Origin of the sequence: Endomicrobium proavitum, assembly GCF_001027545.1 — a bacterium.
Lineage (GTDB): Bacteria > Elusimicrobiota > Endomicrobiia > Endomicrobiales > Endomicrobiaceae > Endomicrobium > Endomicrobium proavitum.
The window spans coordinates 1493496-1505712 of record NZ_CP009498.1 but is presented as its reverse complement, the minus strand read 5'-3'; the positions used below and the strand labels follow the sequence as shown (position 1 = coordinate 1505712).

The window sequence follows — 12217 nt, the reverse complement described above, 5'->3', positions numbered from 1 at the left end:
CCCTTTTTTATTTTAATATGCGCGGATGGAAATTAACGGCAACGGGCTATATCGTTAACTTCGCTTTCAGCATTCCTTCTACGCCTTGACGCGCACCTGCATATCCTTTGGCGCCAATATCTATTATAAATTTTCCAATGCTGCCGCTTACTCCTATTTCTCCTATACCGCTTGCACCTTCTATACTTGGAGCGTCAACGCTTAAACCCTCAATCTTGGCGTCGGCTTTCCCCGCTAACTCATACTCAAACGCTCCGCCGATATACGGCGTTATTTTCTCGGCCGCTACATATTCCAACTTTGCTCCTATCTTTACCCTTTGAGAATTTATACCCGCAAACTTTACTTTTTCACCCATCGCCGTGCTTATATCTTTCCCCGCTTGTTGCGCGTAAAAATATTTTGCGCTGCCGTTAAGACCAAACTTGTCGTTTATTTTATAATTGTATCCTCCGCCAATGTGCGCTCCAAAATACATAGATTCGTAATCGTAATTCGCATTAAGCCCTGTGGTTGCGTCAATTATGCTATCGCTGTTAAAGTTGCTGCCGGCTCCGCCTGCCCTTCCGGACGCTTCAACGTAAAAATTGTTCCTAAAATCAATTTTTCCAAACAGTCCTCCGCCAGTGTATTGCATTATTCCATTTGCAAATACATCGTTAACTCCTGAACTGTTAAATGCATTTAAGCTTTCATACTTCCCGTTGCCGTGTTCTATAAATGCGCCGGCAGTTATACTTGCGTTTTTTATCTCAAAACCTTTGGCAAGCCCGGCCGCAAGAGTTACTCCGCTGATATCTGCGTGCGAACCCGTTTTATACCGAGACTTACCTCCGGATATAGCTATAAACGGCGCAAATCTGCCCGAGTTTATAGAACTCAAAGACGCTGCAGCAGATGCATAAGCTTTGTCGGCTATTAAATCCGCGCCTTGCCCTATAAACGCTATAGAGGCTACGCGCTCCTCTGATAACGCTTTGCTCTGCGGATTGACTTTAACGCCCGTTACTGCCACCGCTAATTCTTCGCCGCTGCCTACCGGGTCTATTGATAAACCAACTTCAAAAATTTTTAACTTGTTTTTTGCAATCGTCACATCGCTTGGACTTCCGTCAAAATTGTATGACGAACTTTTGATGAGAACGTATCTGTCGCCTATGTTTAACGGATTTACCGTATATACCTTAATATTTGCATCTCTAAGTCTAATTGCGCCGTTAGATTTAGAGGCGTTTATTATGCTCTCCCCGTTGCCGTCCGTTGCCGTTATCATTGCTTCGCCGTTGTTTATATTATCAGGCAAGTAAAAATTATAGTTCTGAAAGTTTTGCACGCCTGATACTACCAACCCTTTCGTGCGCAGGTTTAATGTGTTGCCGGTAAAGGCATCGTCTATAAAATTAGTTGTGCCGTCAGCGGCAAATTGCGTGCCGTTGTATCCGGTTCTTACAGCATATCCGCCGTAAATAATTGTGTCTTTGCCTGCGGCAAATATTGTATTGCCAGATATGTTTACCGTATTGTTTGTTGCATATAAGTCGCCGGTAAAAGTAGCGCCAAGGTCGGTTTCGGCGCCGGCGTTGCCGCCGACGATAGAAGAGTTGTTGTTAAAAGCCGAGTCGGCAATTTGAATAACGTTCCCTGTAGCAGATACGTTCCCGGCGGAAGAGGCGGAGCCGCCAATGGCTACGGCGCGGGCGGAAACGATAAGTTTGAAAGCGCGCGGGGCAGCGTCAAAAGTTGAATTTGCAATTGAGATGGCGTTTCCTACAGCAGATATATTCCCGGTAGTAGCGGCGGAGCCGTTGGGCGCGGTATAGGCGCTAATGTCAATTTCGGCATCAGCGACAGTTGAGTTGTTAATTGAGATGATGTTTCCGGCGGCAAATATGTTTCCGGTGAGAGCGGCGGAGCCGTTGACTTCGGCGCCGGTTTCCACAATAGCGTTGAGCTCAGCGTCAAAAGTTGAATCATTAATTGCGATGACGTTTCTGACAGTTGATACATCCCCAACGAAAGCGGCTGTGTCATGGGCGGCAAATCTGGCGACAGCCGTAGCGTCAACAGAACCAATAAAGTCCGAATTATTAATTAAAATAGCGTCCCCTATAGCGGACACGTTTCCTGTAAAAATGGCGGTGTTGCGGACTGTGCCGGCAACGCCGGTAACAGCAACAGCATAAGCGCTATTTAAGGCTGTTGAGTTGTCAATTGAAATGACGTTCTCCGTAGCGAACATACTTCCAGTGAAAGTAGCGGAGTCGGAGATTCGAAATTCTATGACTCCACCAACGTTGGCATCGCCAAAAGTTGAGTTGTTAATTGAGGCAGCGTTTCTTGTAGCGGATATATTCCCGACAAAAGCGGCGGAACCGCTGGCAATGAAAGCGGCGTAAGCGCCGAAAGCTTCAACGTAGTTAAAAATTGAGTTGCTAATTGTTAGCGTATTATTATTTACATTTATATCTTTTTGAATTGCAGCAACATAGCTTTCCATAAAGAAAGCGGCATAAATACCGATTGAGGGCGTAGTTACATTGGTTATATTTACTGTGTTGCCGTTTGGATCTTTCAAATCTGCTACGCCGCCGCTTGGAAACGCGCCCGTTCCTTCGTCGCCATTTCCATAGACGTCGTAAGAAATACTGCCTGTTAGGTCAATGTATTGCCCTGCTAAACTTAAATTAGAGAACATAAATAGAAAACATACCGCTGCTGAAAATGCTTTAGACCCGAGTGTTTTTAACATAAACGACATTTGTTCCTCCGTTGTAACCGTTATTATTTTTCCACTAACAGATTTGCTTTTGATTTAGGCTTTAATTCAACGCTTATTTGCGAAAAAAACTTTTAGCGCCTTACCCTTATAATTGCATTGCATGAAATTATACCATAAAATTAATAAAAAGATTGAGCGAACCAATTAGCGGAAAGCGCAATGAGTTCTGTTTCAGGCTTAAAACGCATAACTTCTATAAGCCAAGACGGGTATGCCGCAGCCTACGCAGAATTTTCGCGGGCAACAGCAATTGTTCTGCAATAAATATTATGCTACCATAAGAAGCATAATATACGCACAGTATATATTATTTTGTTGACGTCAAAAATCAAAAGGAGAAAATAATGTCTAAAGCGGCTTTTGCCATTGGCGACGTTTTACGCGACGGTTGGAAAGGATTCAAAAAGAATGCGAAGTTTTTAATTGTTCCGCTTGTTTTAATTTTTATCTTGGTTTCCGTATTTTACGCGGCTTATTTTTACTTTATTACGTTACACCGCGATTATTCCGGAATTACTCTGATTGTGTTTTTGGCAGGGTATCTTGTTTATTTTCTTATTGCGGCATATTTTAGTTTGTCGCTAATCAAAGCTACCATAGATACGGCAAAAGGCAAAAAATTATCTTGGGATATTCTCGTAAACGATATTGGATATTATTTCAGATACTTACTTGCAATAATACTTTATGTTGTTGTAATGTTGATAATTCCCGCCTTGCTTGGCATAATAATTGCCGTTGCGGGGCTGCAAACAAACGCTGTGATATTAGTGGCCGCATTAGCAATTTCCATTATTATTGCGCTTATAGCGGCGTTTGTATTTTACCCGGTAATATTTTTTGCCGCAGACAAAGATCAGAAATTTGACATAGTGAAATTCTTTGTAAAATCGTATGAAATTGTCACGAAAAATCTCGGACAGCTGGTTTTATACGCTCTTGCAATAATCGGTATTTTAATTTTAGCTTATATAGCTTTATTGATTGCCGGTTTCTTGGTATCAATGATATTAACAATTATTATATATGCAACATCCGCAGGAAACACAACCGTAATTGCAAGCATAGTATCAATAGCGGTATTTAGACTTTTAGCGCTTGCAGTATATATTGTTGTAGTCTTGCCGATATACGTATCATTTGCTGAAGTTTATAAGAAGCTTGTTTATACAAGAAAGAAATAAGTTAACAAAAAACGGCAGAGAAAATAACACTTTCTCTGCCGTTTTTTAATAATTGGAGTTTATATGACAAAAGCAGCTTTTAAAATTTCTGAAGTATTGTCGGCGGGATGGAACGGATTTATAAAGAATGCAAAATTTTTAATTGCGCCTACGGTTTTCTATATAATTATACTAATAGCAACTCATCTCACCTCAGATATCACCGGTAATACAGGTTTATTTAATTTAACTTTAAGCGGCATTGCTATAAATATTTTACACATTTTAATTTTCGCATATATCTCCCTTTCTTTTTTTAGAGCATGCATTGGGACTGTAAAAAATACAAGACTATCATGGGATATTTTAAATAATACTGCAAAAAATTATTTCAGATTTATTCCTGTTTACACAATTAGTTACGTCCTATATATGCTGCTAATTGAGACAACACGCATTAATTCTTTAATATTAACTATAACGACTATGCTTATATTAACTACGCTTTATTGCGTTTTGTATTTTACAGACTTTATGGCAGCCGATAAAGATTGTAAACTTGGAATAATAGCTATATATAAAAAATCATATGATATATTTACCTCTAATTTAAAGCAATGCGTTCTCTATTTTCTGATTTTGATAGGCTTGTTTTTAGCTACTATAATAGTATTGCTCGTAATATATATTATACTTTTAGTAGTTACAGGTCTTATATTGCACACCAAAGACTTCAGCGCATTTGCGTATTCCACCCCTTCCAAAGCAATATACTATATTTTGTTGACTGTATTTATGATTTTTGTTTATACACCGTTGACGGTATCATGCGTAGCTGTTTATAAAAAATTGATGGCTTCTAAAAAGAAATAGTTAAAAAAACAGCAGAAAATTAATATTTGGAGTTTATATGGCAAAAGCAGCTTTTAAAATTTCTGAAGTATTCGCGGCAGGATGGAAAAATTATACAAATAACCCGACTATTATTGGGATATTTCTTATTTCACACATTGCGTTATTCATATTTTCCGCATTACTTTTTAAGATATTGTCTCTGGCGTTTGGAATAGTTGGAATAATATTAGGAATTATTATCCTGTTTTTTACGTATTTTTATTTTGAATATTCAAAAATTAAAGCTTCCGTAATTGCCGCACAAGGTAAAAAGATAACTTTAAACGTCTTAGACAACGATATTGTACATGTAGGCAAATTTATTATCGTTTCTGTTATTTTATTATTCATTACATGCATTGTAATATCTATAATTGGAACGTTTTGCGTAGTAATTACACGAACATATGGTTTTGAAGAAATATTAGTGGCAATTTTTCTGATACCGATAGGAATTATATTATTTTCAATTCTATTCCCGGCTTTATTTATGGCAGCAGACAAAAGAATTCATTTAAATGCTATAAAAATAACCACAGAAACAATAAAAATTACATTCTCAAATTTCAGAGAATATTTACTTTACACGCTAAATGTTTTTTTAATATTGATTCTACTCGTAATAATCATCACTATAGGTATATCTCTTTTCAGTTTTGCCCACAAAGCATTAAGTCATGTATGGGGTGCCATTTGTGTTTTATTATTGGACTTTATGATTGTTCCTGTATTATTATTTACAACTGCAGAAGCCTATAATAGATTGTTTAAAATATACAAATAAAATTCTAAACATTAATTTTAAGAACTAATGCTTGGGTGCTCACTCCAACCTTACGGGGCAAGCTCGTTTTCGCATTAACATCTTACGAATAGTTTATTTTAATTACAAATCAACGCCAACGACAAATACCCCGCCCTATCGGGCTCCGGTGCGCTCACATCTCGCGCCCGTTCGTGGCTCGTGCTCCTTATTCGTCGCACACTCACCCCCTTTTACAAAAGGGGAATTAACGACTCTGCTGTTTGTTACCTTTTACCTATTATTTGTTACTTGCTCCTTACTCCTTTCTACTTTATAACAACTTGCCATTTCCTATCTTCCTGCCTTCCTAACTTCTTATCCTCTGCCGTTATTTGTCACTTGCCTTGGCATATTTCTCTGTAGCTGCAATATCTGCAAAAAAATTGGTTTGTAGTAAGCGGAAAATCTTTTTTGTCTTTGGGAATATTTTTTTCAATATTTGAAAGGTACTCATACATTTCTTTTGTTTCGGTTTCTACGGTTTTAGCAAACGCGGCAATTGCGGCATCGTCTATTTTAACGTTTTTTTCGGCGTATGCCGGATACAAATATACAATCATTGGAAGTATATCTTTTGCGGCTTTGCCGAAATGAAAATTAGCCCAGAGAGAGTATCCCGTAAGCTGTTTTGAATGTTTTATTTCGTCCGGTTTTCCGGTTTTCCAGTCCATTACATATATTTTATCGCCAACGGGAAATAAAAAATCCACTTTACAAAACGCTTTGTAGTTATTAATTCTTGTTTCGCCGAAACCGTCGGGTTCTATTACCCATTGCGTGCTTGTAGGCACGGCGTTTTCTTCCAGCCACTTAAACCGCGGACTGTTTAAAAAATTTTCTAAAATAACTTTTACTTTTGCGTAAACTTCTTTAACGTCAACAATTTCATTGTTATAATAACTTTCAAAAAAAGTTTTTGCGCCTACGTATTTTACGGTTAAATCAAAAGCGTATTTGAAAAACTTATCTTTATTTATAGGCTTTGCGCTTTTTTGAAAACGCTTTAGCATGTCGCGAATAATATCGTGAACCGCATTTCCCGTTTCAAGAGCTTTTGACGTGAGCGCTTTGAGAAATAAAATTTTTTCAAGCGGAATATCTTTGTCGTATTTTGCGTAATAATCGTAAAAATATTGCCTTTTGCAATTAGAAAATCTGTCATAGCGCGAAACCGACCAGCCCAAAATATCAGTATATGGAAATCTTTTAATCTCGTTCATTTTACCCGCTTTTATTTTTTATAGTACTTTAACGCTTCAGGAAGTGCGGCTTTAATTTCTGAAATTCTTTTTGTGTCCGAAGGGTGTGTTGCAAAAATATCCGACGACAAACCGCCGCCCGTTGCGGCAGACATCTGCTGCCAAAACGTTACGGCGTAATTGGGATTATATCCCGCGCTTGCCATAAGAATAAGACCTATTTTGTCTGCTTCAAGTTCGTGTTTTCTGCCGTAAGGAAGCAGCACGCCAACCTGCGTGCCCGCGCCGTAAGCAAGCATTATAAGCTGCTGTGTTTGCGCGGATTTTTTTGCGGTTACAAGAGAAATTAAACTTCCGCCGTATTGCGTAAGCAATTGCTGACTTGCCCTTTCTGCGCCGTGTTTTGCAATTGCATGAGCAACCTCATGACCTAAAACAACCGCCAATCCGTCGGCATTTTTTGTAACCGGCAAAATTCCCGTATAAACCGCAATTTTTCCGCCGGGCATGCAGAACGCGTTAACTTCGGGGCTTTCTATAAGATTAAATTCCCACGAGTAACTTGCAAGTTCGGATTCTAATCCGTTATCTCTTAAAAAAGTTTCCGCGGCTTTTGCTATTTTTGCGCCTACGGATTTCACAAGCTCCGCGTCTTTTCCTGTTTTAATAACTTTTGCCGAGCTTATTAAACTGTTATAACTTTGAATTGCCATTGCGTTCATTTCGCCGTCTGAAACTAAAGAAAGCTGGCTTCTTCCCGTAACCGGAACCGAAGCGCACCCCGCAACAACAAAAGCTAAAACCGCAAACAAAATCTTTTTCATTTTACTTTCCTTTAACAAGTATAAAAATAAGTCCCGAAACGCCCACGGCTATAAACAACGCGGCGGCAATATACTTAATTACATTTACCGGCAATTTTTTGCCCAAAAAAATTCCCGCGCAAATGCCGACGAGATTTGCGCAAAACATTCCCAAAACCGCTCCTGCAAAAACGGCTGCCGGCGAACCGTTAGCCGCAATTGTCATTGCCGCTATCTGCGTTTTATCGCCGAATTCCGAAATAAAAAAGAACAGCGCCACAGTAAAGAAAGGGCTTATTATAACTTTTTTTTGCGTGTCTGCGTTTTCTTCTTCTTTGCCAAACGCAGTCCATAAGCCGAATAATATAAAAAGAATAAACGAAACTATTTTTATTATTTCAACATTAACCGCTGAACTTATTAACCCGCCGGCAACAACGGCAATAAAATTTGTAAGCGCAGTTGCCGCGGCAACGCCTAAAATAACCTGATACGCCTTAAAACGCGCTGTAAACGCAAGCGCTACAAGCTGCGTTTTGTCGCCCATTTCGGCAATAAGAAGCAAAAGAAAAGAAGTTAAAAAAGTTTCCATTTATTTTAGTAATACGGCGTTATAAGCCTGAACGCGTTATTTCTTAAACGCTTCAAAAACGGTAAATTTAAACAGTCCTGCAGCTGCGCGGGTTTGGATATTTTCTTTTTCAATTTTACTATTTTCAGAAGTTTTGCGGCGAAATTTTTGCTGATAATTTCCATATCCGCTTCAAAATGAAGTTTGAAACTTCTGACGTCCCAATTTGTAGAACCTATGCACGCCCATTCGCCGTCAACTATAAAAATTTTGCTGTGGTCAAAAGGCTGCGGAGTTCTGTAAATTTTTACGCCTTTTTTTAAGAGCCTCTTAAAATTCGGTTCTTCCGCCCAGTTCATAATTATATGGTCGCTTATTTCCGGAATAAACACTTCAACCAAAACGCCGCGCTGCGCTGCAAGCTCTAAAGCGGTAAGAATTTCATTTTCCGGCAAAAAATACGGAGTTGTTATAACTATATGATTTTTCGCCATATTTATTCTTCCGTGCAGAAGCGACTCTATTTTGCCGTTATTTTTATCCGGCCCGTCGGGAACAACGCGCGCAAGCATGCCGCCTTTTTTTCCGTAATGAACGTATCTTGAACGCCCCGTCATTTCATGTCCGGTAGCAAACTCCCAGTCGTCTTCAAAAATTTCAGACATTTGGTCTATTACCGGCCCCTCAATTTTAAAAGTAATATCCTGCACGCCGTGCGCTAAATCTTTTAAAGACACGTTTTTTTTAGATAAATTCATTCCGCCGAAAAATGCCGTTTTGCCGTCTATAATCATTATTTTTCTGTGGTTTCTCAAATTTACAAACGGCATAGATATAGGTATTAGCGGGGGCAAAAAAACCGCGCATTCAACACCTTCTATTGCGGCAAGTTTTTTTTCTATAGACCTTCTGAAAAAACGCAAAGTGCCGAAACCGTCTATAATAACTTTTACCGCGGCGCCGTTTTTTGCCGCCTGTTTAAAAGCTTTCAAAAATTTATCCGTTTCGTTGTCTGCGTCAAAAATATAACTTTCAACTAAAACTTCTTTCTTTGCTTTGCTTATTGCGTCTATCATTTCAGGATAGGCTTCGGTTCCGTTAAGCAGCGGTTTTATATTGTTACCCTGCGCAAAATTTTGAGGGTAAACGTTAAAAGAAAAATCTATAAACTGTTTTACGTAAGGCGTAATGTCGCCGAATTCGTTCTGCTTTCCGGCAATGGAACGCCGCCCGAGCATTCCGTGTTTTTTTCTGAGTTTTATACCTTTTCTTTTTACTCTGTTAATTCCTAAAAAAACATAAAAAAACGTGCCTAAAAAAGGCGATAAAAACACTATGGCTATCCAACCTATTGCGCCTTTAATATCTTCCTTATACAATAATATATGTATAGTGGTAGCAACGGCAAGGCATACGTATGCCGCCGCTAAAAGAACGGATAAAAACGTCATTGAACTTGAACGGAAAAAAGTAAGCAATATATCCATAACGCAACCATTATATAAAATGTTGAAGCAAGTTTGAAATTATTATTACGATAATGTTATAATTACCAAGCGCAAAACAAGGAGTTAAATCAATGGATTTTTCAATATACAAAGGTAAAAAAGTTTTCATCACAGGACATACGGGGTTCAAAGGCTCATGGCTTGCTTTGTGGCTTTCGTCGCTTGGCGCCGAAGTTTGCGGATACGCGCTTGCGCCAAACACAACGCCGGCGCTTTTTAATATTTTAAAACTCAAGAAAAAAATTCGCCATATAAAAGCCGACGTCCGCAATTTTAAAAAATTAAAAAAGGAACTTTGTTCTTTTAATCCCGATATAATTTTTCATCTTGCCGCGCAGCCGTTGGTAAGACTTTCTTATAAAGACCCTCTTGATACCTATTCCACAAACGTTCTTGGAACCGCAAACGTTTTTGAAGCCGCGCGGTTGTGCAAAAACGTTAAAGCAATTGTTAACGTAACCACGGACAAATGCTACAAAAATAAAGAACAAAATTACGCCTACAAAGAAACAGACGAACTCGGCGGATACGACCCTTACAGCAACTCAAAAGCCTGCTGCGAACTTATAACTTCTTCATACAGAGATTCTTTTTTTAATCCTAAAGATTTCGGCGTAAAACATAACGCGGCTCTTGCATCTGCGCGCGCCGGCAATGTTATCGGCGGCGGGGATTACTCTTTAGACAGACTTCTTCCGGATTTTGTTAAAGCCATACAAAACAATCAGGAAATAGTTTTGAGAAATCCAAACGCGGTGCGCCCGTGGCAGTTTGTTTTAGAGCCGCTTTCGGGATATTTGATGCTTGGAAAAAAACTTCTTGAAGAAAACGTGAAGTTTGCTTCGGCATATAATTTCGGACCTTATGACAATTCAATTATAACGGTTGAAGAAGTTGTCAAAACTGCAATTTCCGCGTATGGCAAGGGAAAATATTCAATAGACAAAGGCGCGCACCCGCACGAAGCCACACTTCTAAAATTAAACATTGCAAAAGCGGAAAAAGAATTAAATTGGAAACCGATTTACGAAGTTAAAGAAGCTATAGAAAAAACAATAAATTGGTATAAAGCATATTCAAACGGCAAAGACATGACGGCGTTTTCGCTCAAACAAATATCGGACTACATAAAATGAAAAAAACACTTGCGAAAATTTTAAGAAGTTCAATTATAGGGCTTTCCGGCGTTTATTACAATTTGGCAAAGCCGGACGTTAAAACCGGAAAATACGTTGCCGTTTCCGGAAAAGTTTTAGGCGCGGCGGAACTTAAAAATTTAGTTGACGCATCTCTTGATATGTGGCTTACCGCCGGACGTTTTAACGATAAATTTGAAAGCGCCTTTGCCGCTTTTTTGGGCAGCAAATATGCCCTAACTACAAATTCGGGTTCGTCGGCAAATTTGCTTGCAATAGCTGCGCTCACTTCCCACAAACTTGGAGACAGGCGTCTTAAAAAAGGCGATGAAGTTATAACCGTAGCGGCAGGTTTTCCCACAACGGTAACTCCTATAATTCAAAACGGGCTGGTTCCTGTTTTTGTAGATGTAGAAATAGGCAACTATAATATTTCGGTAAACCAAATAGAAGAAGCCGTAACCGCAAAAACAAAAGCGGTTTTTGTAGCGCACACGCTTGGCAACGTTTTTGATTTAGACGCCGTAAAAGAAATTTGCGATAAACGCGGACTTTGGCTTATAGAAGATTCCTGCGACGCGCTCGGTTCAAAATTTAACGGAAAATTTACCGGCACCGTAGGACATATAGGCACGTTTAGCTTTTACCCCGCGCACCACATAACCATGGGCGAAGGCGGCGCGCTTTGCACAAACGACGCGCAGCTTTACAAAATTATAATGTCTGTAAGAGACTGGGGCAGAGACTGCTGGTGCCCGCCCGGAAAAGACGATACGTGTAAAAAAAGATTTTCAATGAAGTTCGGAAATATGCCTTTGGGTTACGACCACAAATACGTTTATTCCCATTTAGGATATAATTTAAAAATTACCGATTGGCAGGCAGCCTGCGGCGTTGCGCAGTTAAAAAAATTACAGGGATTTATCCATAAAAGAAACGATAATTTTAATTATCTCTACAAACAGCTTGCAAGGTTTGAAAAATATTTAGTTCTTCCGCAACTGTCTAAAAAAGCGGAGCCGTCGTGGTTTGGTTTTACAATAACTATAAAACCCAACGATAAATTCACAAAAATAGATTTGGTAAAATTTTTAGAAGAAAACAACGTAGGCACAAGACAGCTTTTTGCGGGAAATTTATTAAGGCAGCCGGTTTTTACAGATAACGATATTGAAATGAGAATAAGAAACTCTCAAATTTTAAACTCCAAAAATTTAACCGAAGAGCATTACAAACTTCTTCCCAACACCGACACGGTTCTAAACGCTACATTCTGGATAGGCGTATGGCCGGGGTTAAGGCAAGACCAGTTAGAATATATAATTTCAAAATTTGAAGAGTTTTTTAAACACCTGTAAT

At 39.1% G+C, this 12217-nt stretch carries 10 protein-coding genes; 5 read left to right on the top strand and 5 right to left on the bottom strand.

The features are described from left to right. Window positions 1–46: 46 nt before the first annotated feature. A complete protein-coding gene (locus Epro_RS06505; protein ID WP_144412059.1) occupies window positions 47–2749 on the bottom strand; it encodes a beta strand repeat-containing protein in 2703 nt (900 codons plus the stop codon). Window positions 2750–3123: 374 nt separating this feature from the next. Between Epro_RS06505 and Epro_RS06500 the strand changes: the two genes are divergently transcribed. From Epro_RS06500 to Epro_RS06490, 3 genes are all read left to right on the top strand, one after another. Then, window positions 3124–3963 (top strand): hypothetical protein, encoded by an 840-nt coding sequence (locus tag Epro_RS06500; protein ID WP_052571365.1) that lies wholly within the window; start codon window positions 3124–3126, stop codon window positions 3961–3963. A 63-nt stretch (window positions 3964–4026) separates the two neighbouring features. Further along, window positions 4027–4815 carry a hypothetical protein gene (locus Epro_RS06495; protein WP_052571363.1) on the top strand — a complete coding sequence of 263 codons (789 nt, stop codon included), beginning with the start codon at window positions 4027–4029 and terminating at the stop codon, window positions 4813–4815. Window positions 4816–4852: 37 nt separating this feature from the next. Beyond that, window positions 4853–5620 carry a hypothetical protein gene (locus tag Epro_RS06490; protein WP_052571361.1) on the top strand — a complete coding sequence of 256 codons (768 nt, stop codon included), beginning with the start codon at window positions 4853–4855 and terminating at the stop codon, window positions 5618–5620. 356 nt (window positions 5621–5976) lie between these two features. Here the strand turns inward: Epro_RS06490 and Epro_RS06485 are convergent, their stop codons facing one another. The 4 genes from Epro_RS06485 to Epro_RS06470 are packed head-to-tail and all read right to left on the bottom strand — an operon-like array spanning window position 5977 to window position 9701. Continuing rightward, entirely contained in the window at window positions 5977–6861 is an 885-nt protein-coding gene (locus tag Epro_RS06485; protein ID WP_052571359.1) for a PD-(D/E)XK nuclease family protein, read from the bottom strand. A gap of 11 nt (window positions 6862–6872) precedes the next feature. Then, window positions 6873–7664: a M48 family metallopeptidase gene (locus Epro_RS06480; protein WP_052571357.1), complete on the bottom strand. Its 792-nt coding sequence runs from the start codon at window positions 7662–7664 to the stop codon at window positions 6873–6875. Window position 7665: 1 nt separating this feature from the next. Beyond that, window positions 7666–8235 (bottom strand): TMEM165/GDT1 family protein, encoded by a 570-nt coding sequence (locus Epro_RS06475; protein ID WP_052571355.1) that lies wholly within the window; start codon window positions 8233–8235, stop codon window positions 7666–7668. A 5-nt stretch (window positions 8236–8240) separates the two neighbouring features. After that, the gene (locus tag Epro_RS06470) at window positions 8241–9701 is read right to left on the bottom strand and encodes a phospholipase D-like domain-containing protein (protein ID WP_052571353.1); all 1461 of its coding nucleotides are present in this window, start codon (window positions 9699–9701) and stop codon (window positions 8241–8243) included. A gap of 92 nt (window positions 9702–9793) precedes the next feature. On the opposite strand from Epro_RS06470, the gene rfbG reads away from it, so the two are divergent. Then, entirely contained in the window at window positions 9794–10858 is a 1065-nt protein-coding gene (gene rfbG / locus Epro_RS06465; protein ID WP_052571351.1) for a CDP-glucose 4,6-dehydratase, read from the top strand. Then, window positions 10855–12216: a lipopolysaccharide biosynthesis protein RfbH gene (rfbH, locus tag Epro_RS06460; protein WP_052571349.1), complete on the top strand. Its 1362-nt coding sequence runs from the start codon at window positions 10855–10857 to the stop codon at window positions 12214–12216. Before rfbG ends, rfbH begins: the two co-directional genes overlap by 4 nt. Window position 12217: the final 1 nt, after the last annotated feature.

Bases quoted from the DNA above. Each gene is read 5' to 3' on its own strand.
- Epro_RS06505 (WP_144412059.1), bottom strand. From the start codon at position 2,749: ATGTTAAAAACACTCGGGTCTAAAGCATTTTCAGCAGCGGTATGTTTT.
- Epro_RS06500 (WP_052571365.1), top strand. From the start codon at position 3,124: ATGTCTAAAGCGGCTTTTGCCATTGGCGACGTTTTACGCGACGGTTGG.
- Epro_RS06495 (WP_052571363.1), top strand. From the start codon at position 4,027: ATGACAAAAGCAGCTTTTAAAATTTCTGAAGTATTGTCGGCGGGATGG.
- Epro_RS06490 (WP_052571361.1), top strand. From the start codon at position 4,853: ATGGCAAAAGCAGCTTTTAAAATTTCTGAAGTATTCGCGGCAGGATGG.
- Epro_RS06485 (WP_052571359.1), bottom strand. From the start codon at position 6,861: ATGAACGAGATTAAAAGATTTCCATATACTGATATTTTGGGCTGGTCG.
- Epro_RS06480 (WP_052571357.1), bottom strand. From the start codon at position 7,664: ATGAAAAAGATTTTGTTTGCGGTTTTAGCTTTTGTTGTTGCGGGGTGC.
- Epro_RS06475 (WP_052571355.1), bottom strand. From the start codon at position 8,235: ATGGAAACTTTTTTAACTTCTTTTCTTTTGCTTCTTATTGCCGAAATG.
- Epro_RS06470 (WP_052571353.1), bottom strand. From the start codon at position 9,701: ATGGATATATTGCTTACTTTTTTCCGTTCAAGTTCAATGACGTTTTTA.
- rfbG (WP_052571351.1), top strand. From the start codon at position 9,794: ATGGATTTTTCAATATACAAAGGTAAAAAAGTTTTCATCACAGGACAT.
- rfbH (WP_052571349.1), top strand. From the start codon at position 10,855: ATGAAAAAAACACTTGCGAAAATTTTAAGAAGTTCAATTATAGGGCTT.